Genomic DNA, 25389 nt, shown 5'->3' with positions numbered 1-25389 from the left:
GAGTGGTATGTTCGATCATACAACCGTGTTATTAAGAGAAACAGTTGATGGGTTGAACATCGATCCTGATGGTGTGTATGTGGACTGTACGTTAGGTGGAGCAGGACACAGTGAATATTTAGTACAACAATTATCTGAAAAAGGTCGTTTAATTTGCTTTGATCAAGATATGACAGCTATTAACAATGCAAAAATTCGATTGGCGCCATATATTGAACGTGTGACATTTGTTCATTCGAATTTCCGCTATTTAAAAGAAGAGCTATTGGCGATTGGTATTGAGCAAGTTGATGGTGTTTTATATGATTTAGGCGTATCTTCGCCACAGCTTGATACACCAGAACGAGGCTTTAGTTATCACCACGATGCACCTTTAGATATGCGCATGGATCAAACGGCATCCCTTACAGCATTTCACGTCGTAAATGAATGGGCATATGAAGATTTAGTACGTATATTTTTCCGTTATGGGGAAGAGAAATTTTCAAAACAAGTTGCTCGTAAAATCGAAGAGGCACGTAAGGCAGCACCGATTGAATCAACTGGCCAACTTGTAGAACTTATTAAAGAGGGTATTCCAGCAGCGGCACGCCGTAAAGGTGGACATCCAGCGAAGCGCATATTCCAGGCAATACGAATTGCTGTTAACGATGAGCTAGGCGCAGCAGAGGATTCATTAGTCGATGCGATTGATATGATAAACGTAGGTGGACGCATTAGTGTCATTACGTTCCATTCATTGGAGGACCGCCTATGCAAGACTATTTTTAAGGAAGCGTCATCATTACCGGAATTACCACCGAATTTACCAGTAATTCCTGATAACATGAAGCCAACTTTAAAGCTTATCTCGAGAAAGCCGATCGTTCCTTCTGATGAAGAACTAGCTGTAAACAATCGCGCCCGCTCAGCAAAGCTTAGAGTGGTAGAGAAAATTAACGACAAAGGGAGTGAGTAAATGGCAGCAGTTCGTGTAAGGCAGCACCAGCAACAGCAAGTGCAACAACCAATAACACCCCCTAGCCCACAACCCACTATCAAACGTCGTAAAAAATCGAACCAGAAGTTTGAAAAAACAATGCTAATTGCTTTAGTTAGCATTATCGCTGTAATGTCAGTACTAGTGTTAAATAAGCAAGCAGCCATTCAGACAACCAGCATGGACATTCAAAAAATCGAAACTGAAGCAGAAGAGATTACTAAACAGAATGTTGACTTGACAGTTCATGTAAGTGAGCTGTCTACATTCGACAACATATGGAACAAAGCTAAAGAACTCGGTTTAACTCAAAATGAGAAAAATGTAAAGGTAGTGCCGGGAGAATGAAAAAAAAGAGATTTCGATTCCAATGGGGAGCCTTTCTATTATTTATTTTTTATGGAGGGCTCTTTTTTCTATTGTTCACGAGAATGGTGACGTTACAAGCGACAGGTGAAGTGAAAGGTCAAGAGCTTGCGGCAAAGGCAGCTGCAAAATATAGCAAAGAAAGTGTAATAACAGCAAATCGGGGAAAAATTTTTGATGCAAAAGGACAAATTATTGCGGAGGATACACTTAGTTATCGACTAATCGCAATTGTCAATAAAGAGGCCACGACGAATTCAAAAAACCCTCGACATGTAGTAGATCCAGATAAAACTGCAAAAATATTAGCAGAATATATCCCTATGGACGAAAAAAAAATCTATCAACAGCTTACTAGAGTAAAAGATGATGGCGAAAAGCCTTATCAAGTTGAATTTGGCGGTGCGGGACGTGGATTAAGTCATGAGACGATGAGTAAAATTAAAGAAGAAAATTTACCAGGGATTTTATTTGTAAATGATTTAAAACGTTATTATCCAAATGGTATCTTTGCCTCACACTTAATTGGTTTCGCACTAAAAGAGGAAAATAAGGATGGTACGCTTACAACAAAAGGGAAAATGGGTTTGGAGCTTACCTACAACAAAGAACTAACTGGAAAAGACGGTAAGGTAGAATATGAGACAGATGCTTTCAGTTATTTATTACCGAATAGCGAAAAAATGGTGACGCCTGCCGAAAATGGTGATGACATTTATTTAACACTTGATAAAACAATTCAAAGCTTTTTAGAGGAAAAGATGACAGAGGTTGAAAAGGAATATAACCCTGAAGCGATGACAGCTATTATTGCGCGTCCAAAAACCGGGGAAATCTTAGCGATGTCACAGCGACCTACGTTTAATCCTGATACACGTGAAGGCGATAATATGAAGTGGCTGAACGAGGCTATTGAAGAGACTATAGAACCAGGTTCGACGATGAAAACATTCACGCTCGCTTCTGCTATTGATACAGGGGTTTGGGATCCAAATGCATACTATCCGTCAGGTCAATACAGAGTCCATGATCGTGTAATTAAAGATTATAATAGAGTTGGTTGGGGGTATATTAGTTATTTACAAGGCTTCCAACGTTCATCCAATACTGCAATGGCACACTTATTAAAGCTAATTGGTGAGGATAAATTTTTTACCTATTTAGATCGATTTGGTTTTGGTAAAAAAACAGGTATTGATTTACCGAATGAAGCATCAGGGAAACTTTTATCGAATTATCCAGTGGAACGAGTGACAACAACGTTCGGTCAAGGTTCTACGGTAACGCCGATTCAATTAATTCAAGCATTGACAGCGATTGCGAATGACGGGAAAATGATGCAACCGTATGTGATTGATCGTATTGTTGACCCTTCGACAGGAAAAACGATTAAAAAGCATGAGCCGATTGTCAAGGGAAAACCAGTTTCAGCCGACACAGCCAAGCAAGTAAAAGAAATCCTTGCCTCTACGTTAACAGCTAAGGATGGTTCGGCGAGCGACTTTATTCTTGATGAATATGAAGTTGCAGGGAAAACCGGTACTGCTCAAATTCCTTTAGGAAATGGTAGGTATTCATGGGGATCAAATGAATTTCTATATTCTTTCTTAGGGATGGCTCCTGTAGATGACCCTCAGCTCATTATGTATGTCTCCATAAAAAGGCCAAAGTTAAAGGGTGAAGCTGGTTCTATACCAGTTTCGAAAGTATTTAACCCTGTTATGTTAAATAGTTTAAAGTATTTAAATGTTAACCCGGAAGATGTAAAGCAAGTTGATGATACAAAAATACAAGATTACACAGGTCAAAGTGCTGAAGCTATACAAGTAGAGCTTCAAAATGATGGTCTGCAGCCAATTATTGTTGGTGGTGGCGGTAAAATTATTGACCAAAATCCTAAAGGTCCACAGAAACTTGTGAAAGGTAATTTTGTGTTTTTAAAGACAGCAGGCGATGTAGTACTTCCAGACTTCACTAACTGGTCGTTGCGTAATGTACTTGCTTTTAAGGCATTGGCAGAGTTAGAACAACTTGAAGTCGTTGGGGAGGGCTTTGTAGATAGTCAGAGCAAAACGGCAGGTACTGTAGTATCAGATCGTTCACCGATTGTCGTGAAGCTGAAAACGCCAGCTGAAAGCTTTATCAAAGATGTAGAAGCCCCAACTGAGGGTGAAACTGAATAAAGACTGAATAGAAGCCCACTTTATTTCATACGTTGTAAAAAACAAGGTGTGATGTCGAATGAAGTGGATTTCTATCCATTCCAAAAAGCGTTTGCGTGTTTTATATGTATTGTTAATGTTTGTAGCCGTTGCGATTGTTATTAGGCTTTTCTTCTTGCAAGTATTAGATCAAAAAGAACTGACAAAGAAAGCCGAAGAGAATTGGGACCGTGAAATTCCTTTTGCCAATGAGCGAGGGCATATTACGGACCGTAAGGGGAAAAATATTGTCACAAATAAGCTTGCACCAACTTTATATTTCATGCCTTCTCAAAGTAAGGATATTGAAGGTGCAGCGGCAAAAATTGCACAAGTTTTAGGTGTAGATGAACAAAAGCTTTTGGAAAAAATGAAGAAGAAAGTGTACTTAGTAAAGCTGGCACCTGAAGGAAAAAATATTCCTTATGAAAAAGCAGTGGAGTTACAAGCTATGCAGATTGAAGGATTATATAGTGGTGTCGATTATTCAAGGGATTATCCATACGGTACCCTATTATCTCGTTTTTTAGGTTTCACAGGCTATGATGCACAAGGTTTAGCGGGAATTGAATATGAATACGATAAGCTGTTACAGGCTAATTCTTCGGCTATACGAATCTTTACAGACGCGAAAGGGAATAATTTACCGAATGTAAAGAGTGCCTGGAAGGCTGGTGAAGATGGCGCAACGGTCGAGCTAACGATAGATGTAGATGTACAACAGGTCGTTGAACGTGAATTATCACAGGCGATGAAGCGTTATGATGCTGACCAAGCAATGGCTATTGCCATGAATCCAAACAATGGCGAAATTTTAGCATTAGCCTCATACCCTACTTTCAATCCAGCAGAATATCAAACGGTAGAGCCAGCAATCTACAATCGAAATTTACCTGTTTGGATGACATATGAGCCGGGGTCAACGTTCAAAATTATAACCCTTAGTGCTGCTTTAGAAGAAAATGTAGTGGATTTAGAGAAGGATACTTTTTATGATCCAGGCTATTCAATGGTTGCAGGAGCAAGATTGCGTTGTTGGAAGCGAGAAGGTCATGGATCTGAAACCTTCCTTGAAGTGGTAGAAAATTCTTGTAACCCAGGCTTTATTGAATTAGGTCAGCGAATAGGTAATGAAAAACTACTACAATATGTTAAAGATTTTGGTTTTGGTACAAAAACAGGTTCTAACATTGCTGGTGAGTCTTCAGGGATTTTATTTTCCAAGGACGCTTTTGGACCTGTTGAGCAGGCTACAACTTCATTTGGCCAAGGGGTCGCCGTTACACCAATTCAACAAGTGCAAGCAGTAGCCGCAGCAATAAATGGGGGCAAGCTGTATACGCCATATGTTGTGAAAAAGGTTTTTAACCCTAATACTGGGGACGTTATAAAAGAGACTAAACCAGAAGTTAAAAAACAAGTTATTCGTGAGGAGACGTCTGCAAAGGTTCGAGGTGCATTAGAATCTGTTGTCGCAAAGGGCTCAGGACGTCAAGCTTACCGAGATGGATTACGAATCGGTGGTAAAACAGGTACGGCACAAAAAGTAGAGAATGGCCGTTATAAAGACGGCGAATATATCGTATCGTTTATTGGCTTCGCACCTGCGGATAATCCGGAAATTGTCGTTTATGTAGCAGTAGATAACCCGAAAAAGGGAACACAGTTTGGCGGTGTGATAGCAGCTCCAATCGTTGGTCAAATTATTGAAGATATTGCACCTTTTGTTGGCATTGAAAAATCGAAGGAACAGCTTGAAAAAGATTATCGATGGGGTGACCCAATCACTATGAAGGTACCAAGTTTTATTGGTCAAACGAAGGACGATATTGCCAAGCAACATTATCCATTCCGCATTGTATGGCATGGGGAAGGGACTAAAATTGGCAATCAGCTGCCTGAAGTGGATAGTGTTATCAAACAAGATGGCACCATTCATCTTTATTTAGAAAACTAATTAACTTTACCTTTAAAAAATGGGAAAGAACCACTATTATTATGAAGGGTAGTAATAAATACATGAAAGTTTGTGCTTTTTTCTTCAAGAAGAAAGTGAAACAAGATTTAAAGGAGATTTTTCAATGAAACTCGCAACAACGCTTACCATTTTAGCTCTTGCTTTTATAGTAACAGTTATCCTGGCACCAATTATTATTCCACTTCTTCGCCGATTAAAGTTCGGTCAAAGTATTCGTGAAGAGGGGCCAAAATCCCATATGAAGAAAGCTGGTACTCCAACAATGGGAGGCATTATTTTCTTAATTGCCATTATCCTCACTACTGTTGGAGTAGGTAGCTATTTAGATTTATTTACAACACAAACCATCGTACTGCTACTAGTATTAGTAGGGTTTGGGTTGATCGGCTTGTTAGATGATAGCTTAAAAGTTGTTTTTAAACGTAATTTAGGACTAACATCACTTCAAAAGCTTATTGGTCAAATTGTCATTGCAGTCTTGGCTTATTTCTTACTACATGGATCGTTTGATACATCAATTGCAATACCATTTACAGATTGGACGATCGATCTTGGTATTTTCTATGTAGCCTTTTTAATTTTCTGGTTAGTTGGCTTCTCAAATGCAGTGAATCTAACAGATGGCATAGATGGCCTTGTAGCAGGTACTGCATCCATTGCCTTTGCAGCATTTGGTGTTATTGCTCTGTTCCAAGAGCAAGCTGATATCGCCTTATTTTCATTCGCAGTAACAGGTGCATTATTAGGGTTTTTACTTTTTAATGCGAATCCTGCAAAAGTATTTATGGGAGATACAGGTTCTCTAGCATTAGGTGGAGCATTAGCTATGGTCTCTGTTTTAGAAAAAGCAGAATTCTTACTGTTATTAATTGGATTAGTGTTTGTTATTGAAACATTATCCGTTATTTTACAGGTAGGTAGCTTCAAACTTCGTAAAAAACGTATTTTTAAAATGAGTCCTATTCATCATCATTTTGAATTATCAGGTTGGTCAGAATGGAAGGTAGTACTTGTCTTTTGGTCAACGGCTTTAGCAGTAGCATTGATTGGAGTTTTATCGGAGGCGTTCTTATGAAAAAATTTACAGATTTACAACATAAAAAAGTCCTTGTTTTAGGTCTAGCTAAAAGTGGTGTGGCTGCAGCTGAGATTTTACATGAGCTTGGCGCCTTTGTGACGGTGAATGATTCAAAACCATTTGACGAAAGCCCAGATGCGCAAGGTCTATTGCAAAAGGGGATTACAGTTATTTGTGGGCGTCATCCAGAAGACTTACTAGATGAGGGCTTTGAAATAGTTGTGAAAAATCCAGGAATTCCTTATAGCAATAAAATAGTAGCAGATGCAATAAGCCGTGAAATCCCTGTTTGGACAGAAATTGAGCTTGCTTATTTAATTAGTGAAGCGCCATTTGTCGGTATTACAGGGTCAAACGGTAAAACAACTACGACAACGTTAATTTTCGACATGTTGAATAACGGTAGTTTAAAACCGTTAATTGCAGGGAATATAGGAACAGTTGCGTGTGGTGTTGCAAGAGAAGCACAAAAGGATAATGTAATTGTGACAGAGTTATCATCTTTCCAATTAATGGGGACTAAAACGTTTAAGCCGAAGATTGCTATATTAACTAATCTTTATGATGCACATCTTGATTATCATGGGACATTTGATGACTATGCTGAGGCAAAATTTGGTGTTACACGTAATCAAGATGAAAGCGATTATTTTATTTATAATGCAGATCAGCCGGTTGTTGTTGGCTATGCAACAAAATCAAAGGCTCAAAAGGTACCATTTAGTTCTAAGCGACGCACGGATGAAGGAATTAGTGCGGATGATACAACAATTTATTGGCAAGGAGAGCCTTATTTAGATCGAGCGAATATCGCTTTGCCTGGTAAGCATAACTTAGAAAACATTTTAGCAGCTGTCGCAGCTTGTATTTTAGTTGGCTGTGACAAAGCTAAAATGGAAGAAGTGCTAGCGAAATTTGGAGGCGTTCGTCACCGTACTCAATTTGTGCGTGAATGGAGCGGACGCAAAATTTACAACGACTCCAAAGCAACAAATTGCTTAGCTACAAAAAGTGCTTTAGATGCATTCCAAGCACCTGTTATTTTACTTGCAGGTGGATTAGATCGAGGACATTCGTTTGAAGAATTGCGTCCATGTATGAGCCATGTAAAAGGTGTTGTTGCCTTTGGAGAAACAGGACTACGTTTTGTAGAATTTGCAAAATCATGTGGTGTACAGCAAACTGTCATTGCCCAAAATGTTGAGGATGCAGTACACTATGCTGCGCCGATGTCAGCAGAAGGCGATGTTATTCTGCTATCTCCGGCTTGCGCAAGCTGGGATCAATATGACAGCTTTGAAATAAGAGGCGATGTTTTTATTGATGCTGTAATGAAGCTGTAATGAGCCTGTAATTATTTTAGAATATACTTGACTTGGAAGGATGGCATTACTGAGAGGGAAAGAAAGCTATTTATTGCTCGTCACAACATTGATGCTTTCAATAATCGGCATTATTTTCGTCTATTCTGCAGGTACCTATTGGAGTGCCGTTCATTATAGTGGAAAAATGCCGTTTTATATGAAGCAAAGTCTATACTTTGCCGTAGCTATTGTAGTGTTTTTAATCACTGTTCGATTAAATATTTTGAAAGAGCAGTCCTTTTGGAAAATGGCCTATATATTTTCGTTAGTTTTACTAGTCCTTGTACTTATACCGGGAATTGGACTTGTACGAAATGGCTCTCAAAGCTGGATTGGCGTAGGTCCTCTAACAATTCAGCCAGCTGAACTAGCGAAAATTACCGTCATTGTATACATGAGCCATATTTTAGCGCAGCATAAAACGGGTACGTCGATTATTAATTGGCGGCATGGATTGATCTTATTATTGCCCGTTGTACTTATTATGCTACAGCCCGATTTTGGTTCAGTTTTTATTCTCGTTGTTTCTGTGTTTTTATTGTTTTTTGTGGCAGGGTATCCTTTAAAGCTTTATGCAATGTTTATGATTGCTGGGATTGCTGGATTAGTAGTCTTGATTGTCACAGCGCCATACCGACTAAAGCGAATTGAAGCATTTATTGATCCGTGGGTCGATCCTTTAGGAAGTGGGTTTCAGGCTGTGCAGTCGTTAATGGCTATAGGTCCGGCTGGGATTTTCGGGCATGGCTTTGGACAAAGTAGGCAAAAGTTTTTATATTTACCCGAACCACAAAATGACTTTATTTACGCAATAATCCTTGAAGAGGTCGGATTATTTGGTGGGCTTGTTATTTTAGCACTTTTCGTACTGACGATTTATGCAGGCTATAAATTTGCAGTGCAGGCTAAAACAAGAACATCTTATTACGCGATCATTGGACTTGTAACAATGTTAGCCGTACAAGCATTTCTAAATATAGCAGTAGTGATTGGTTTAGTGCCTGTAACAGGTGTCACATTACCTTTTATCAGCTATGGAGGAACATCTTTAGTAACAATGTGGCTAATAATAGGTATTATTTATCAATTAGCGAAATAAATATAAAGGAGGAGTACTTTTTGGAGAAAGTAATTGACATAGAAGATCGCATACCTACGCTAAAAAAGCGACGAAAAAAGCGTACAAATCGGAAATTTATAGTGCTAATATTACTTTTCTTTATCGTGTTAGCAGTACTCCTTTATTTTCAATCTCCTTACAGTAAAATCAACAAAATTACAGTCAATGGCGCTCGATTAGTAGAAGAACAATATTATTTGAAGTCAAGTACTCTTGCAACTGGGAAGTCAATGTGGGGATTTAAAGAAGAAGAGGTAGAGAAATTATTACTAAAGGATAAATGGGTGAAAGAAGCACATGTTAAACGTAATTGGCCTCAAGGCGTGGCAATAGAAATTAAAGAATGGAAAAAGGTTGCGTACTTAGCTGGTGACGGTACTTATTATCCATTACTTGAAAATGGCAAGCGCTTTGATCAAGCTGGAGATGAAATCCCGATTGATGCACCTGTATTTATCGGCATATCTGGCGAAAAGACAATTAAGAAACTTGTAAAGCAGTTAGCGCAATTAAATCCAGAAGTATTAACTCTCATTTCTCAAGTCAATACTGACAGCAATAACTCAAACCCTAATGCAGTCAAGCTCTATATGAACGATGGCTATGAAGTTCGAGCTGTTATTCAAACATTAGCAGAAAAGCTAAATCATTACCCTTCACTTGTGGCACAAATTTCAAATTTGGAGAAGGGAGTTATCGATTTAGAGGTAGGCTCGTATTATCGTCCTTTCAATAATGAGTACAACCAAACAGCTATTGATATAGATACCGATGCGGCCGACCAGGAAGTGGAAAAAGATGAACAAGAAAAAGAATAGCAAAGAAAATTTCTTTTCAAGAAAACAATTTCAGTTGCTTATTGTTTGTGTGACTATGGGGTTTATCATTGGCTATTCCTACAACCAGGCAAAAGATAATCGAGATGCAGGTTCGACCAATCCAAAGCTTTTGGAGCAAGAGGATTCATATCGTGAGGAGTTAATTGCACAGCAAGAGCGCAATAAAGAATTATCAGAAGAAGCGAATGCTTTGCAGGAAAAAATTCGTAAGTATGAAAAATCATTCGTCGCTAGCAAAAAGGATTATACAAAGCTTGTTGAAGAAGCAGAGGATTTACGTTTGTTGTTAGGCGATTTAAATTCAGAAGGAAAAGGGATACGTATAACTCTTCAAGATGGTGATTACGATCCAAAATCTGCTAATCCTAATGATTATATCGTGCATGAAAGCCATATTTTTAAATTACTCAATGAGCTTAAAATTTCTGGCGCTCAAGCAATTGCTATTAATGGTCAACGTGTTTTGGCGAATTCTTATATACGCTGTAATGGACCAGTCATTACGATTGATGGCAAGCAACATCCAGCTCCATTTGTCATCGAGGCTGTAGGAGATTCAGCAACATTTAAAGCTTCCTTAAACTTAAAAGGTGGCGTTGTGGATCAATTATTAAATGACAATATTGTTGTATCATTTGAAGAAGAGCAAAAGCTAACGATGCCAAAAGCAAAAGTAGAAAGTTAAACGATTTTTCTAATTTAAGATCTAAGGCGTAAATCTGTGAGGGGTTACGATACGTCTAGGAGGGGCTATTTTGAAAAAAAATATGTATACCCGAATAACGATCGTGCTATTTATTATCGGTTTGATGATAGCGGTACAATACAATACCATAAAGCAACCAGCTGAGCGAGATACACGAGATATTTGGGCCATAAGAGAGGAATTAGCAGAAGAAAAGCAAAGGCATTCCACATTATTAGCAGAAATTCGTTCACTTAATGAAGTAGTGGGTCGCTATGAGCAATCTGAGAAAGCAAATTTACAGTCGGCATTATATCAAACGCTGAATCGTTTAAAGCAACAGGCCGGGTTAACGGAAGTGACAGGGCCCGGAGTTGTACTTCGTGTTGAACCAGCGCCCGAATTAGTAGAAATGGGGTATGAAATCAAAGAAATTTCGCCTGATTTACTAACCCAATTACTAAATGCTCTGTTTAAAAACAATGCAGCGAGTGTCTCGATAGATGGAAATCGAGTTGTCCAGACTACAGCCATTCGAGACATAAATGGAAAGACGACAGTGAACAGTGTACCACTGTCCGCTCCACCCTTTGAAATTTATGTTGGGACAAGCTCATTTAAGGAAGCACAAAAAATGTACAATTCATTACAGGCTTCCACATTTATTGATTCCTTTTATTTGGACAACTTTAACTTAATAATAGAGGAACCAACAGAGCATTTAATAATCCCAGCATTTGATCAGCCATTGACAAATGATTATTTAACAGAGGTGAAAAAAGGAGAATAATATATGTGGCTACCATTTTTAGGTTTGATATTTGGACTTGCCCTTGGCTTGTTAACAAATATGCAAATACCCTCTATTTATGAAAATTATCTGTCAATAGCTGTTTTAGCAGCCTTAGATACATTATTTGGCGGTATTCGTGCTCAATTACAGCAAGTATATGACGATAAAGTATTTGTATCTGGATTCTTTTTTAATATAATTCTGGCAGCGGGATTAGCCTTTTTAGGTGTGTATTTAGGGATAGATTTATATTTAGCGGCCATTTTCGCTTTCGGAGTACGTTTGTTCCAAAATATAGCAATTATTAGGCGTATTTTACTAACTAAGATAGATGAGAAACGTCACAAAAGGAACAAAAATTCCATAGAATGAGAGAAAAGTTGAGCTAAATGCTCGATTTGCTTAGACATTATGCCGAATTTACAATAGAATGAGAATAAGAGCATTTTTTCGAGGAGGTGCAGCGAATTGAATCAGCAAGATTTATATATTTCTCTTGATATAGGATCATCCTCTATCAAGGTATTAATAGGTGAAATGAGCGATGGTCAGTTACATGTAATTGGGGTCGGAAATGTAAAATCGAATGGAGTTCGAAAAGGTGCGATTGTTGATATTGATGCAACAGTTCAATCAATTCGAAAAGCAATAGATCAAGCTGAACGAATGACAGGATATCAAATTAATGAAGTCGTTTTAGGTGTTCCAGCTAACCAGACGATGTTACAGCTGGTTAAAGGTGTAGTCGCTGTAAATAGTGAAAATAGAGAAATTACAGATGATGACTTAGATAGAGTAGTAGAATCTGCACAAGTCATGTCAATACCTCCTGAACGTGAATTAGTGAATATTATTCCAAGACAGTTTATTGTGGATAATTTAGATGAGATTAAAGATCCACGAGGCATGATTGGCATCCGTTTAGAAATGGATGCCACAATGATTACTACTTCAAAAACACTTTTACACAATGTTCTACGTTGTGTAGAACGTGCAGGTCTAAGCATTCGAGAAATATATTTGCAACCATTAGCAGCAGGTTTTTTTGCATTATCGGAGGATGAAAAAAACCAAGGAACCGCGTTTGTTGATCTAGGAGGCGGTTCAACTACTATCTCAGTATTTGAAGAGGGGTTATTAACACATACAGGTGTCATTCCAATTGGTGGCGATCATATTACAAAAGATATTTCAATCGTCTTAAAAACACCAACGGAACAGGCAGAGCAAATTAAACATCAATTTGGACATGCCTATTATGATGATGCATCTGATGAAGAACTATTCGAAGTACCGGTTGTAGGGACAGATTCAACAGATCAGTACAGCCAGCGCTATATTTCGGAAATAATTGGCGCTCGTTTGGAAGAATTATTTGAATTAGTCATTGACGAGTTAGCCCGTCTAGGTGTTAGAGATTTACCAGGTGGTGTTGTTTTGACTGGAGGCGTTGCAAAGCTTGACGGTATTGCTCAACTGGCACGTCAAATTCTGCAAACTCGTGTTAGAATATATACACCTGATTATATTGGCGTTAGAGAGCCTTCATTTTCGACGGCAGTTGGACTTATTCGTTACGCCTATTTAGAAGATGATTTTTATGGAAAAAGTGCTAATACGCAACCTATTGAATATGCAGTTGTAGGATCTCCTGCAGCCACATCTAAGAAGCAAGAATATGCTACACCTTCAGAGCCAAAAGGAAGCGTAATCGGAAGAGCAAAAAAATTATTTGATAAGTTTTTTGATTAACTTCTTTCAGCAGGTGTCCAAACACCCGCTGAAAGAAGTTAAAGCCTACGGCGGATGTCACGGAATCGGAAAGGAGTTCTACATCGGATGTTAGCCTAAAACATCGCATCCATGCGATAACGGCTAACTGACCTGCATCGGTAAAAACGCCACGTCCTGTGGCATTACCGAAATGACCGACATCGTGTCGGCCCTCAGCAGGCCTAAGCACAAAGCCGATTCCGGACGCAATTATACCGAGGCATAATTGATCTTGAATGCGTAATGAATGATACAGAGTCGAGTTACCGTGGGAGGAAAAAGAAATGTTAGAATTTGATACAAGTGTTGATCAACTTGCAGTAATAAAAGTCATTGGTGTTGGTGGCGGCGGTAACAACGCTGTCAATCGAATGATAGAACATGGTGTACAAGGTGTTGACTTTATCGCAGTAAACACAGATGCACAGGCCTTAAATTTATCGAAGGCAGAAATAAAGCTACAAATTGGTACAAAACTCACACGTGGATTAGGTGCAGGTGCTAATCCTGAAGTAGGGAAAAAAGCAGCAGAAGAGAGCCGTGAACAATTAGAGGAAGTTCTTCGTGGTGCAGATATGGTATTCGTTACAGCTGGAATGGGCGGAGGAACTGGTACTGGTGCCGCGCCAGTAATCGCACAAATTGCTCGCGATTTAGGAGCTCTTACAGTCGGTGTTGTAACGCGTCCATTTACGTTTGAAGGTCGCAAACGACAAACACAAGCTATCGGTGGTATCGGTGGCATGAAAGAGTCTGTTGATACTTTAATCGTTATTCCGAACGACAAGTTATTACAAATTGTTGATAAATCTACACCAATGCTAGAAGCATTCCGTGAAGCAGATAATGTTTTACGACAAGGTGTACAAGGTATTTCAGATTTAATTGCAACGCCAGGTCTTATTAACTTAGACTTTGCAGACGTAAAAACTATTATGTCTAACAAAGGTTCAGCGTTAATGGGTATTGGTATTGCTACAGGTGAAAATCGTGCTGCAGAAGCGGCTAAGAAAGCTATTTCAAGTCCATTACTTGAATCATCAATTGATGGCGCTAAAGGTGTCCTTATGAACATTACTGGTGGCTCAAATCTTAGCCTATTTGAAGTACAAGAGGCTGCTGATATTGTAGCATCAGCATCAGATGAAGAAGTAAATATGATTTTCGGTTCGGTAATTAACGAAAATCTAAAAGATGAAATTATTGTGACAGTAATTGCAACTGGTTTCTCAGAGGAAGCTTTACAGCAACAGCGTAATACTCCACGACCGACGTTAAATGCAAACAGACAAGCTACACAACAACAGCAAGCTCCGATTCGTGAGCAACGTCAAGAAGTGCATGTGCATCAAGAACAACCACGTCAAAATCAACAAAATTATGTACAGGATGACACGCTTGAAGTACCGGCATTTTTACGCAATCGTAAAAATCGCGGATAAGTCAGCATCCACTTTAAAAAGCTCGTATTTTACATTATGTGAAATACGAGCTTTTTTGTGTTGTTGAAACTGCAAAACGAAGGGGTGATTTCCATTCCGACTGGACGCTTTGCCGCTGACGCTTCGCTTTCGCGCAGATAAAACATTTGTAGCTGACGCTTCGCTTTCGCACAGATAAAACATTTGCTGCCGCTACGTTAGCACTACGCTTTCGCACAGAAAACATCCGCTTCGCTGCAGGGTCTCGGGCCAACAGATGTCTTTTGCGCGAAAGCGTGAGTGCAACGTAGCGACAGCAGCACGATGTTGGTCACGAAGGCGTTATCACAGGATGTGATGATTTTAGCCTTCGTTCCTCTAATGCTGATCCCCGAGGAGTCGCCCAATCTCCACTCCAATCAACCATTTTACATAGAATGTGTCTATTTGTATATCACTCTAATTTAAAGTGTGATAAGTGATAAAAAAACTAAAGTAACAAATGTTTCTAGTGCAAAAGCGAAGTGTTAACGAAGCGGATTGATGCTCACCCTCTAGGAAAACGAGTAGCCTGGAACAGAAATCATCCTCATTTAAAGTGTTACTACATTATAAAAATTCCCTTGATATTTTCAGTGACATAAAAATTAATTATGTTCAAATGTGTAGGGAAAGGATGTATTTTGTCAAAACATTTTTATGAAATGATGCGATTGTTTGACAATATTTGTGGGTGTAACATGCTAACTTTGTAAGTAGGAGGCGGCTGTTATGTATGGAGAATGGCTGGTGCTCATTAATACACTTTTTAATCTAGCGATACTTACGTTTACAGCGAGAGTAACAGGGGTTTTTGTAAAGAACACGAGATTATTAATGAGTTCTATTTGTAGTAGTTTTGTAGCTGTAATAGGTGGTCAAATGCTGTTAATGACGATACTGAGCTTTATCTTACTAATCGGCATAGCTTTTCGCTTTAAGATTCGAAGTTTTCAAAAGCAAGGACCGATTGTTTTAACAGCAACAATCATTATTGGTGGATTATTAACAGCGTTACAACCGTATTTAAAAAATCTTTCTGCTGTCCATTTTATAATTATTTGCCTACTATTAGCAGTTGGTAACCTTGTTGCTTTTTATAAGCAATGGGGATTTGTAAAGCTTGAGCGGTTAAGTGGTCAGTTTGTGTTTGATACGAATTTAAAAATTTTTGATATCACGATACCGCTTTCTGCATTTGTAGATACAGGGAATCAAGCAATTGAGCCACTATCAGGAAAACCTGTTCACTTTGTCTCTTATGCAGCATTACGCTCACATTTACCTGCAGCATTTTGCAAATCATTAATAGAATGGCAAGAAACTGATCCGTATAATGTATCCATGTTTTCAGAAGATTATCAGCGTTATATTCGATTTATTCATGTTAATACAGTGCAACAGCAGTCAGTTGTACTAGGTTTCCGCTTTGATGAGTGGCATATAAAAGGGGAGCACTCACAAGTGAAAACGAATGAATATATCGTATTAACAAGAAAGGCTAAAAATTTTCCGCACAGCACAGCAGCAATTTTACATTTTTCAGCGCTTTCAAATAACTCATAGAGGGGGAGAACTATTGCTTCTTAGGCTACTTGCTAGCTTGAAAAAATTTTGGAGTAAGTTTCGGAGTCGTGAAACGTACTATATAGGGGGAAATGATTCATTGCCAGTGCCATTAAGTCGAGAAGAAGAAGTTACAGTCATTGCATCCTTTATGAATGGTGATTTAAGAGCTAGAGATACACTAATTGAACGTAATTTGCGTCTTGTTGTTTATATTGCTAGACGTTTTGATAATACGGGAACACCGATTGAGGATTTAATAAGTATTGGCTCGATCGGTTTAATTAAGGCGATTGAAACGTTCAATACTGATAAAAATATTAAGCTTGCCACATACGCATCACGTTGTATTGAAAATGAAATTTTGATGCATTTACGTAAAACAAGTCGCATGAAGGGTGAAGTTTCATTAGATGAACCATTAAACTCAGATGCTGATGGAAATGAATTGTTATTGTCTGATATTTTAGGAACGGAAGAGCATATTATTTTAGACAATGTAGAGAAGAAAATTGAGCGTCAACATATGTTTCATGCGATCAATTTACTAGGCGCGCGTGAAAGATATATTATGGAATGTCGTTTCGGCCTCAATGGAAAAATTGAAATGACTCAAAAAGAAGTTGCTGATCATTTAGGTATTTCGCAATCATATATTTCCCGATTAGAGAAGAAAATTATTCAAGATTTACGTGAAAATCTGAATCAGCCAATATCTTAGAGAGGGAAATTTACCCTACCTAAAATTGGTCATAGCTTTTGTGCATATTCTCGTTTCTCTCGGACAAACTGATGTAACGGTTTAGTCAGAGAATAACATCCGGAGGAATCGAATATATGCGAACTAAAGTAGATCTTTGCGGCTTAGATACATCGACTTTGCCAATTTTAAAGCACGAGGAAATGAAGGAACTATTTATTCGTTTACAAGCTGGAGAAACTGAGATTAGGGAAGAGCTTGTAATGTGCAATTTAAGGTTAGTGCTCAGTATTGTCGGTAGATTTGCCTATAGGGGTGAACAGGCAGATGATTTATTTCAGGTAGGCTGTATTGGCCTCATGAAAGCCATTGATCATTTTGATTTGAAGCATAATGTACGATTTTCAACATATGCTGTGCCAATGATCATAGGTGAAATTCGTCGCCATCTGCGTGATCATCATGCATTGCGCGTTTCTCGATCTCTAAGAGATATTGCATATAAGGCGATGCAGGCAAAAGAGCAATGGATAACCGATAATTTACGAGAACCAACGATTGAAGAAATTGCTGAAATGATTGACATGAAAAAGGAAGATGTTTTATTTGCTTTAGATGCCATTCAAGACCCAGTTTCCTTACAGGAGCCTATTTATTCAGACGGCGGAGACGCTGTTTATATGATGGATCAATTACGTGATGATGATGTATCAGAAGATCAATGGGTTGCCTACGTGTCGGTAAAGGAAAGTTTACAAAAGTTAGATGATCGTCAACAAATGATTGTTGCAAAGCGTTTTTATTACGGTGAGACACAAACTGAAATTGCAAAAGAATTGGGGATTTCTCAAGCGCAAATTTCACGTCTAGAAAAAAATGCTATTGAAACAATGCAGAAAGATTATAAGTAAAAACACAATGCGCACCCGAATCTCGGTGCGCATTTTAATTTATGTCACAATGAAATTAAAATGTCATATTAGGTGGATGTCGATAAAAAGTAAAAGTAGGGTGATAAAACGTGAAAGTTAATCGATAAAAAGTAAAAGTTGGGCGATAATCTTTGAAAGTGTTTCGATAAAATTAAAAAGTTGAGATATCGTTTTGTCAAAGAGCCAAATTAATTTAACTATGACAGTTTTACAACATTCACTTAATCATTTCATTTTCATTTAAACAACAATAAACACATAAATATAAAGAGAAAACATAGTTTGTTGAGATAAAAACGATGTTGAGAGTAATTGATTTAGGAGGGATAAAATGCGTTTCTCGATGTTACAGCAAAAAGAAGTAATTGAAGCAGGGAACGGACGCTTTTTAGGATTTGTGGTAGATGCAGAGGTATCCAAAGAAACAGGCTATGTAACGGCTTTTATGATTGCAGAGCCCCGAAAATATTTAGGCCTTTTTCGCGGGGAAGAATCGGTTAGGAAAGTGTATATGAAAGATGTACTTGTAGTTGGAAAGGATGTCATTTTAGTAAAAGCGATATCCTAAAAGACAAAATTATTATGCATATTAAAAATCTAAGCATTTTAAAGCATTGCCAGGGTAAAATGTACTTTCACATAGGTCAGGCTATTCATTGATAATTCAAGCATTGCTTGTTACAATATAAGAAACTATTGTTGTAAAGTTGGGAAAAACATTGACAAAAATCTTAACAAATTTGAAGAAAATTAATGATCTTATACAAGCAGCAAAAAAACGTGCAAATCGTGAAGCAGAGAAAGTTCAAATTATTGCAGTGACAAAAGAAGTTTCTGTAGAAAGAACACAAGAAGCAATTGATGCAGGCCTTATTCATTTAGGAGAGAACCGTCCTGAAGGCTTAAATCGTAAAACTGAAGCTATTCAAGCCGATGTACATTGGCATTATATTGGTTCTTTACAAACACGTAAGGTCAAACAGGTCATTAACAGTTTTGATTATTTACATTCACTAGATCGTTTGAGTTTAGCGCAAGAAATTGAAAAAAGAGCAGACAAACCTGTTAAATGCTTTGTACAAGTTAATGTATCGGGCGAAGAGTCAAAACATGGTTTATCGATTGAAGAAGTCCTACCTTTTATTGAATCATTAAAAAGTTTTACGAAAGTTCAAGTCGTTGGTTTAATGACAATGGCACCGAATACAGCTGAGGATACAATTATTCGCTCTGTTTTTAAGCAATTAAAACAATGTCAACAGCAAATAGCCGAGCAAGGATTCGCACATGCACCTTGTACCGAGTTATCAATGGGCATGTCTAATGACTTTGAAATTGCGGTAGAAGAAGGGGCTACTTTTGTACGAGTTGGAACGGCTCTTGTTGGAAATGAAAGAGGGGAACAGGATGAGCATGAAAAATAAAATTAAAAATTTCTTTTATCTTGAGGAAGAAATAGAAGAAGAAATCACTCAAGCTCCTATTCAACAGCAACAACCCGTACAACAACAACAGCAACAGATCCAATCGGTGAAGCCTAAAAAAGTTATGAAGGAGCGTAAGGCACCGGTTCAGGAAATTTTTCCGCAAAGTACCACATCTACAAACAATATTGTCAGTTTGCAGTCAGCAATGAATTCTAAAGGTTCAAAAGTTGTATTAGTTGAACCTAGAGTTTATGCAGAAGCGCAGGACATTGCAGAACATTTAAAAAATAGGCGTGCAACGATCGTCAATTTACAACGAATTGAGCGAGAACAAGGTGTACGGATTATTGATTTTTTAAGTGGCACAGTGTATGCACTCGGCGGTGATATTCAAAGAATCGGCAAAGACATTTTCCTATGCACACCTGAAAATGTAGAAGTATCTGGCGAAATTTCGAATTTTATTTTAGACGATAATTAATAGCGAGGATTGTAGTTTATATGACATTTTATTTAATCTTGAAGTATGTGTCTATAGCATTTTATGTATATTCACTAATGCTAGTCGCATATGTGTTAATGTCCTGGGTGCCTGCTGTTCAAAACACATCTGTTGGACGTATTTTAACAAAATTATGTGAACCTTATCTTGGAATTTTCAGAAAGTTTATTCCGCCAATCGGCATGATTGATATTTCACCTATCGTAGCAATATTTCTCCTTAACTATATTCAAAAAGGGCTGTTTATTGTTATTTTAAAAATTTACGAAATGTTTATTTAAAAAAAATCCTCACGAACGGTGGGGATTTTTTATTTATGGGGAATACTACATTTAACAAAAATAGTTGCATATTTAGTGGTGATTCCTAGAATGCATAAGAATAAGTAGGGATCGAGGTATGAACTATCCCTGCAGAAAGCGTCCTACTAGCGTATAATGTGCAATCAAGTACATATTTTTATGAAATATCAAAAGCCTGGATAACGTTTGTTGAAACGTATCTATGTATATAAGTTGATCTTCGTTTCGACTGGGCGACTCCTTGGGGATCATCGAACGCCCCCAGGAAGCTTTGCTCTGTGCGAAAGCGAAGCGGCAGCAAATGTTTTATCTGTGCGAAAGCGTAGCGACAGCAACAACAAAGCGCCCAGCTGGAACGAAAATCAACCTCACGTTATGATTATGAGCATTTTATAAAATCCTTAAAATACCAATGAAATTGTACAAGTATAAGAGTGATAATAGAGGTGAGGTTATATGGAGCATTTAATACAGCATTTTAGAAAAGATGAACAGCCATTTATTGAACAGGTTGTGAGCTGGCAACATGAGGTAGAGGATCGATACGCTCCAAAGCTTACTGATTTTCTAGATCCTCGTCAACGTTTTATTGTTACATCGATTATTGGACAATATGACACATTGAAAACAGCTAATGCTGGGCTCTTTGATAATGCAGAAAGACAACGCATGTTGATTTATCCTACTTATTATGAGCCTGTGGAAGAAGATTTTCAGCTTACCGTATTTACGATTCAATATCCTGTGAAATTTGTCCAACTACGACATCCTGATGTTCTTGGAGCTTTATTATCTTTAGGACTGAATCGTGGCAAATTCGGTGATATTCGAGTGAATGAACAGCTAGTACAATTTGTAGTAGCGAATGAGGTAGCGGAATATGTACGCTTACATTTAACAGGCATCGGCAAAGTAAAGGTACATGTAGAATCGATTAAAGAGACAGAGACGCTGCTACAAAACGAGGAAGAGTGGTTAGAAGAATCTCATACTGTTTCCTCAATGCGTTTAGATGTTATTATTTCAACGATTTTAAAAACTTCTCGCCAGAAGGCACAAGCATTAATTACAGGTAAAAAGGTTCGTGTCAATTGGGCTGAACGGGATACAGTTGCCTTTGAATTACAAGAAGGAGATATTTTATCTGTACGTGGAAGCGGTCGAATAAAAATTATGATGACGGAAGGCCGTACAAAAAAAGATAAAATTCGATTACAAATCGGTCGATTGACCCAAAAAAGCTGAAAATCAAGTAAATTTCATTAATTTTTACTGCTAAGTTGTTGGAACAATTGTATAATAGAAAGTATGAATGTACATGTAAAGGAGAGAAGGATCGTATGCCGTTATCACCTATTGATATACATAATAAGGAGTTTACTAAATCCTTCAGAGGTTATGCTGAAGATGAAGTAAATGAATTTTTAGATCAAATTATTAAAGACTATGAGATTTTGTTACGGGAAAAGAAGGAAGTAGACAGACAACTGGAAATTTCCTTAGAACAAGCGAGACATTTTAATTCTTTAGAGGAAACGTTACAAAAGTCAATTGTTGTTGCGCAAGAGGCAGCTGACGAAGTACGAAGAAATTCTCAAAAAGAAGCTAAACTCATTGTAAAAGAAGCAGAAAAAAATGCCGATCGTATTATCAATGAGGCTTTAACGAAGGCTCGTAAAGTAACAATTGAAATTGATGAGCTGAAAAAGCAATCAAAAGTATTCCGTAATCGTTTTAAAATGCTTGTAGAGGCACAGCTTGATTTACTAAATGCAGATGACTGGGATCATTTGCTACAATATGATATTGACCTTACTGAAATTCAAACATCTGTCGAAGAAGCACAAGAAGCCGATCAAGTTTAATCTATTTAATTGTAGACATTGGGAAGCAATAAGTGAAACTTGACGTGAATGTATGATTTTCATATACTATGGTAATAGTAATTATTTTGAACACATATGCAAACAGGCAAAGACGAAGACAGTATTTGTTAGGCGTAGTTAAGCGATTTGGGGATAGTGTGAGCCCAAACAAGCAAATAACAATGAACATCACTTCGGAGCTAAATAACTGAATGTAGTAAGTTATTTCGTAGTGCACGACGTTAATGTGCTTTAAGTGGTAGTGAAATTTTTTGCTACAATTAGGGTGGTACCGCGAGTATAAGCTTCTCGTCCCTTTCAGGGATTGAGAGGCTTTTTTATGTTCAAATGACGGTTGGCTTCATTTCTATTAGTATGAAATGGCTAAATCCTATGTTTGAACTTATACATCCATTGTTAAAACGTGTTGATTTTGCCGATAACTAGAACTTGAGGGCATTTCCCGAAATGTATCTATGTAGCTGCCCAGTCGGAACGGAAATCAACCACACGTTATAATAATAAGCCTAATAACTGTCGTATGTGATTGAGCGCCTATGTGCATTTGTTTTTGTTTGTAAACATAAAGGAGGAATTGAACAATGGTTGAATACAAAGATACTTTATTAATGCCAAAAACAGATTTCCCAATGCGTGGAAACTTACCGGCAAATGAACCGAAGATGCAAGAAAAATGGGACGAAATGGACATTAATAAATTGCAGATGGAGCGTACAGAAGGACGTCCTGAATATGTGTTACACGATGGACCTCCGTATGCAAATGGTGATATCCATATCGGTCACGCTTTAAATAAAGTGCTGAAAGATATGATTACGCGTCATCGCTCTATGAATGGTTACCATGTAAACTATATTCCAGGTTGGGATACTCATGGTTTACCAATTGAGCAAGCACTTACGAACAAAGGTGTAAAACGTAAAGAAATGTCTGTTGCTGAATTCCGTAAATTATGTGAAGAGTATGCTTACGAGCAAATTGACAACCAACGTACACAATTCCGCCGTTTAGGTGTTCGTGGTGATTGGGAAAATCCATATATTACATTAAAGCCTGAATTTGAAGCACGTCAAATCGAAGTATTCGGTAAAATGGCTGAAAAGGGCTATATTTATAAAGGTTTAAAACCAGTTTACTGGTCTCCATCATCTGAATCTGCACTGGCAGAAGCAGAGATTGAATATCAAGATGTTAAATCGCCTTCTATTTATGTAAGCTTTGCGCTTAAAGATGCTAAAGGTGTAGTTCCAGCAGATGCTAAAATGATTATTTGGACAACAACGCCTTGGACAATTCCTGCGAACTTAGGGATTTCTGTAAACCCTGAATTTATTTATGTTGTTGTGGCAGTTGCAGATAAAAAATTCATCATTGCAAAAGAATTATTAGAAAAAGTTGCTAACGAACTTGAATGGGAAGCATATGAAGTTGTTCAAGAAATTAAAGGTGAAGCGTTAGACAGAGTTGTTGCACAGCATCCATTCTATGACCGTGAATCTCTTGTAATGGTTGGAGAGCACGTAACTGCTGAAGCGGGTACTGGCTGTGTTCATACAGCACCAGGGCACGGTGAAGATGACTATCATATTAGTAAACAATATGGTCTACCAATTCTTAGCCCAGTTGATAATAGCGGCTGCTATACAGATGAAGCACCTGGTTTTGAAGGTGTATTCTATAATGATGCTAACAAATTAGTCACTGAAAAATTAAAAGAAGTAGGCGCTTTAGAAAAACTTAACTTCTTTACACACTCATATCCACATGACTGGCGTACGAAAAAACCAGTTATTTATCGTGCTACACCACAATGGTTTGCGTCGATTGATGCATTCCGTGATGAGTTACTAGGGGCTGTAAAATCAACAGCATTTACACCTGCTTGGGGTGAAACTCGTCTTTATAATATGATTCGTGACCGTGGAGATTGGGTAATTTCACGTCAGCGTGCATGGGGCGTGCCAATTCCAATTTTCTATGCTGAAAATGGAGAACCAATTATTACACCAGAAACAATTGCTCATATCTCAGCTTTATTCCGTGAACATGGGTCAAATATTTGGTTCCAAAAAACAGCTAAAGAATTATTACCTGAAGGCTTCACACACTCTGGTAGCCCGAACGGTGAATTTACAAAAGAAAACGATATTATGGACGTTTGGTTTGACTCAGGTTCTTCTCACCAAGGTGTGCTAGTAGAACGTGGTATGAAGTATCCAGCTGATCTATATTTAGAAGGTTCTGACCAACACCGTGGATGGTTTAACTCATCATTAATTACTTCTGTAGCTATTAATGGCTATGCACCATATAAGGGACTATTAACACATGGTTTCGTACTAGATGGTGAAGGTCGTAAGATGAGTAAGTCTTTAGGGAATGTTATTATCCCGAAAAAAGTGATGGACCAATACGGGGCAGATATTCTTCGTTTATGGGTTGCATCTGTAGATTATACAGCAGACGTTCGTATCTCAATGGATATGTTGAAGCAAGTTTCTGAGGTTTATCGAAAAATTCGTAACACATTCCGTTTCTTACACGGAAATGTAGCTGATTTTGATGCGACGAAAGATCGTGTAGCATATGCAGACCTTCGTGAAATGGATCAATACGTTTATATGCGTTTACAAGATGTTTTAAAAACTGTTCGTGCTGCATATGATCGCTATGATTTCGCGGCTGTGTATCATGCAGTGAATAACTTTGTTGCTGTAGAATTATCTTCATTCTATTTAGATATTGCAAAAGATGTTGTGTACATCGAAGGTCATGACAACAAAGACCGCCGTGCAATGCAAACGGTTATTTATGACACATTAATGACATTAGTAAAAGTAATGTCACCTATTATCCCTCACACAAGTGACGAAATGTGGTCTTACTTACATGCTCAAGGTGTTGTAGAAGCGGTATCTGTACAATTAACAGACTTCCCAGAGGTAGAAGAACATGAAAACTTCGGAAGTCTACGCGAAAAATGGGTAAAAATTATTGATGTTCGTGATGATGTTTTAAAAGCATTAGAGGAAGCTCGTAATGCAAAAACAATCGGTAAATCACTTGAAGCGAAAGTGACAGTTTATGCGAAAGAAGATGTGGCAGCATTATTAAATGATGCAAGCATTAATTTTGCACAGCTTTCAATCGTTTCTGCCTTTGAAGTAGCATCAATAGAAGCTGCACCAGCAGATGCATTAGCTTTAGAACATGCTTCGATCGTTGTAGAAAAAGCAACAGGTGAAAAATGTGAGCGTTGCTGGTCAATTTCTGAAACAGTCGGTTCGAATGAAGCACATTCAACAGTGTGCGCGCGTTGTGCAGAAGTTGTAGAAACGTATTACGCTTAATTTAAAAATAAGAATCTGCATTCTATGTAATTAATAACGCAAGTCTCCTTGATGATGGGGGGCTTGCGTTTTTTATTTTATCACCTGA

General features: G+C 38.0%; 23 protein-coding genes and 1 other annotated feature. All 23 genes read left to right on the top strand.

The genetic code is table 11. The features are described 5' to 3' along the window. Window positions 1-7 precede the first annotated feature (7 nt). The 23 genes from rsmH to ileS all read left to right on the top strand — a co-directional run bounded on the left by rsmH (window position 8) and on the right by ileS (window position 25301). The gene (gene rsmH / locus AC3WSK_RS01570; protein ID WP_079559764.1) at window positions 8-958 is read left to right on the top strand and encodes a 16S rRNA (cytosine(1402)-N(4))-methyltransferase RsmH; all 951 of its coding nucleotides are present in this window, start codon (window positions 8-10) and stop codon (window positions 956-958) included. Next, window positions 959-1327 carry a cell division protein FtsL gene (gene ftsL2, locus AC3WSK_RS01565; protein WP_079559765.1) on the top strand — a complete coding sequence of 123 codons (369 nt, stop codon included), beginning with the start codon at window positions 959-961 and terminating at the stop codon, window positions 1325-1327. Then, window positions 1324-3528: a penicillin-binding transpeptidase domain-containing protein gene (locus tag AC3WSK_RS01560; protein ID WP_492411546.1), complete on the top strand. Its 2205-nt coding sequence runs from the start codon at window positions 1324-1326 to the stop codon at window positions 3526-3528. Before ftsL2 ends, AC3WSK_RS01560 begins: the two co-directional genes overlap by 4 nt. A gap of 58 nt (window positions 3529-3586) precedes the next feature. Then, entirely contained in the window at window positions 3587-5503 is a 1917-nt protein-coding gene (locus AC3WSK_RS01555; protein WP_492411544.1) for a stage V sporulation protein D, read from the top strand. Window positions 5504-5627: 124 nt separating this feature from the next. Further along, window positions 5628-6599 (top strand): phospho-N-acetylmuramoyl-pentapeptide-transferase, encoded by a 972-nt coding sequence (gene mraY / locus AC3WSK_RS01550; RefSeq protein ID WP_079559768.1) that lies wholly within the window; start codon window positions 5628-5630, stop codon window positions 6597-6599. After that, window positions 6596-7945, top strand: coding sequence for a UDP-N-acetylmuramoyl-L-alanine--D-glutamate ligase (murD, locus tag AC3WSK_RS01545; RefSeq protein ID WP_492411541.1), 1350 nt, complete (start codon window positions 6596-6598; stop codon window positions 7943-7945). The genes mraY and murD overlap by 4 nt, the downstream gene beginning before the upstream one ends. Window positions 7946-7985: 40 nt before the next feature. Continuing rightward, window positions 7986-9065: a putative lipid II flippase FtsW gene (ftsW, locus tag AC3WSK_RS01540; protein ID WP_492411539.1), complete on the top strand. Its 1080-nt coding sequence runs from the start codon at window positions 7986-7988 to the stop codon at window positions 9063-9065. A gap of 20 nt (window positions 9066-9085) precedes the next feature. Next, window positions 9086-9904 (top strand): cell division protein FtsQ/DivIB, encoded by an 819-nt coding sequence (locus AC3WSK_RS01535; RefSeq protein ID WP_492411537.1) that lies wholly within the window; start codon window positions 9086-9088, stop codon window positions 9902-9904. After that, window positions 9885-10610: a DUF881 domain-containing protein gene (locus AC3WSK_RS01530; protein WP_079559772.1), complete on the top strand. Its 726-nt coding sequence runs from the start codon at window positions 9885-9887 to the stop codon at window positions 10608-10610. The genes AC3WSK_RS01535 and AC3WSK_RS01530 overlap by 20 nt, the downstream gene beginning before the upstream one ends. 70 nt (window positions 10611-10680) lie before the next feature. Then, window positions 10681-11400: a DUF881 domain-containing protein gene (locus AC3WSK_RS01525; RefSeq protein ID WP_492411535.1), complete on the top strand. Its 720-nt coding sequence runs from the start codon at window positions 10681-10683 to the stop codon at window positions 11398-11400. A gap of 3 nt (window positions 11401-11403) precedes the next feature. Then, on the top strand, window positions 11404-11775 hold the full coding sequence (locus AC3WSK_RS01520) for a small basic family protein (RefSeq protein WP_079559774.1): 372 nt from the start codon (window positions 11404-11406) through the stop codon (window positions 11773-11775). Window positions 11776-11871: 96 nt separating this feature from the next. Further along, window positions 11872-13155 (top strand): cell division protein FtsA, encoded by a 1284-nt coding sequence (gene ftsA, locus AC3WSK_RS01515; RefSeq protein ID WP_492411532.1) that lies wholly within the window; start codon window positions 11872-11874, stop codon window positions 13153-13155. 305 nt (window positions 13156-13460) lie between these two features. Beyond that, complete coding sequence (gene ftsZ / locus AC3WSK_RS01510; RefSeq protein ID WP_079559776.1) at window positions 13461-14618, top strand: cell division protein FtsZ; 1158 nt, start codon at window positions 13461-13463, stop codon at window positions 14616-14618. Window positions 14619-15368: 750 nt separating this feature from the next. Then, complete coding sequence (locus AC3WSK_RS01505; RefSeq protein WP_079559777.1) at window positions 15369-16202, top strand: sigma-E processing peptidase SpoIIGA; 834 nt, start codon at window positions 15369-15371, stop codon at window positions 16200-16202. A 13-nt stretch (window positions 16203-16215) separates the two neighbouring features. Continuing rightward, complete coding sequence (gene sigE / locus AC3WSK_RS01500; RefSeq protein ID WP_049668349.1) at window positions 16216-16923, top strand: RNA polymerase sporulation sigma factor SigE; 708 nt, start codon at window positions 16216-16218, stop codon at window positions 16921-16923. Window positions 16924-17039: 116 nt separating this feature from the next. Continuing rightward, window positions 17040-17813, top strand: coding sequence for an RNA polymerase sporulation sigma factor SigG (sigG, locus tag AC3WSK_RS01495; protein ID WP_049668350.1), 774 nt, complete (start codon window positions 17040-17042; stop codon window positions 17811-17813). Between the two features lie 352 nt (window positions 17814-18165). Then, window positions 18166-18402: a PRC-barrel domain-containing protein gene (locus tag AC3WSK_RS01490; protein WP_079559778.1), complete on the top strand. Its 237-nt coding sequence runs from the start codon at window positions 18166-18168 to the stop codon at window positions 18400-18402. Window positions 18403-18553: 151 nt separating this feature from the next. After that, window positions 18554-19258 (top strand): YggS family pyridoxal phosphate-dependent enzyme, encoded by a 705-nt coding sequence (locus tag AC3WSK_RS01485; protein WP_240518168.1) that lies wholly within the window; start codon window positions 18554-18556, stop codon window positions 19256-19258. After that, entirely contained in the window at window positions 19242-19742 is a 501-nt protein-coding gene (locus AC3WSK_RS01480) for a cell division protein SepF (protein WP_427482105.1), read from the top strand. The genes AC3WSK_RS01485 and AC3WSK_RS01480 overlap by 17 nt, the downstream gene beginning before the upstream one ends. 20 nt (window positions 19743-19762) lie before the next feature. After that, window positions 19763-20044 (top strand): YggT family protein, encoded by a 282-nt coding sequence (locus AC3WSK_RS01475; protein ID WP_079559781.1) that lies wholly within the window; start codon window positions 19763-19765, stop codon window positions 20042-20044. A 477-nt stretch (window positions 20045-20521) separates the two neighbouring features. Continuing rightward, window positions 20522-21310 (top strand): YlmH family RNA-binding protein, encoded by a 789-nt coding sequence (locus AC3WSK_RS01470; protein ID WP_427482107.1) that lies wholly within the window; start codon window positions 20522-20524, stop codon window positions 21308-21310. A gap of 95 nt (window positions 21311-21405) precedes the next feature. After that, window positions 21406-21930: a DivIVA domain-containing protein gene (locus tag AC3WSK_RS01465; protein WP_053483381.1), complete on the top strand. Its 525-nt coding sequence runs from the start codon at window positions 21406-21408 to the stop codon at window positions 21928-21930. Window positions 21931-22030: 100 nt separating this feature from the next. Beyond that, window positions 22031-22250: a binding site (T-box leader), on the top strand. A 282-nt stretch (window positions 22251-22532) separates the two neighbouring features. Beyond that, on the top strand, window positions 22533-25301 hold the full coding sequence (gene ileS, locus AC3WSK_RS01460; RefSeq protein WP_427482109.1) for an isoleucine--tRNA ligase: 2769 nt from the start codon (window positions 22533-22535) through the stop codon (window positions 25299-25301). The last annotated feature ends 88 nt before the right edge of the window (window positions 25302-25389 follow it).

The sequence above is a fragment of the Lysinibacillus sp. EB271-A1-10B genome, assembly GCF_058791335.1.
Note: the sequence above shows the minus strand (reverse complement) of the source record. Positions and strands in the feature narration are given on the sequence as shown.

Coding starts and splice junctions, on each gene's coding strand:
- rsmH (WP_079559764.1), top strand. CDS start 8: ATGTTCGATCATACAACCGTGTTATTAAGAGAAACAGTTGATGGGTTG.
- ftsL2 (WP_079559765.1), top strand. CDS start 959: ATGGCAGCAGTTCGTGTAAGGCAGCACCAGCAACAGCAAGTGCAACAA.
- AC3WSK_RS01560 (WP_492411546.1), top strand. CDS start 1,324: ATGAAAAAAAAGAGATTTCGATTCCAATGGGGAGCCTTTCTATTATTT.
- AC3WSK_RS01555 (WP_492411544.1), top strand. CDS start 3,587: ATGAAGTGGATTTCTATCCATTCCAAAAAGCGTTTGCGTGTTTTATAT.
- mraY (WP_079559768.1), top strand. CDS start 5,628: ATGAAACTCGCAACAACGCTTACCATTTTAGCTCTTGCTTTTATAGTA.
- murD (WP_492411541.1), top strand. CDS start 6,596: ATGAAAAAATTTACAGATTTACAACATAAAAAAGTCCTTGTTTTAGGT.
- ftsW (WP_492411539.1), top strand. CDS start 7,986: ATGGCATTACTGAGAGGGAAAGAAAGCTATTTATTGCTCGTCACAACA.
- AC3WSK_RS01530 (WP_079559772.1), top strand. CDS start 9,885: ATGAACAAGAAAAAGAATAGCAAAGAAAATTTCTTTTCAAGAAAACAA.
- AC3WSK_RS01520 (WP_079559774.1), top strand. CDS start 11,404: ATGTGGCTACCATTTTTAGGTTTGATATTTGGACTTGCCCTTGGCTTG.
- ftsZ (WP_079559776.1), top strand. CDS start 13,461: ATGTTAGAATTTGATACAAGTGTTGATCAACTTGCAGTAATAAAAGTC.
- AC3WSK_RS01505 (WP_079559777.1), top strand. CDS start 15,369: ATGTATGGAGAATGGCTGGTGCTCATTAATACACTTTTTAATCTAGCG.
- sigG (WP_049668350.1), top strand. CDS start 17,040: ATGCGAACTAAAGTAGATCTTTGCGGCTTAGATACATCGACTTTGCCA.
- AC3WSK_RS01490 (WP_079559778.1), top strand. CDS start 18,166: ATGCGTTTCTCGATGTTACAGCAAAAAGAAGTAATTGAAGCAGGGAAC.
- AC3WSK_RS01480 (WP_427482105.1), top strand. CDS start 19,242: ATGAGCATGAAAAATAAAATTAAAAATTTCTTTTATCTTGAGGAAGAA.
- AC3WSK_RS01475 (WP_079559781.1), top strand. CDS start 19,763: ATGACATTTTATTTAATCTTGAAGTATGTGTCTATAGCATTTTATGTA.
- AC3WSK_RS01470 (WP_427482107.1), top strand. CDS start 20,522: ATGGAGCATTTAATACAGCATTTTAGAAAAGATGAACAGCCATTTATT.
- AC3WSK_RS01465 (WP_053483381.1), top strand. CDS start 21,406: ATGCCGTTATCACCTATTGATATACATAATAAGGAGTTTACTAAATCC.
- ileS (WP_427482109.1), top strand. CDS start 22,533: ATGGTTGAATACAAAGATACTTTATTAATGCCAAAAACAGATTTCCCA.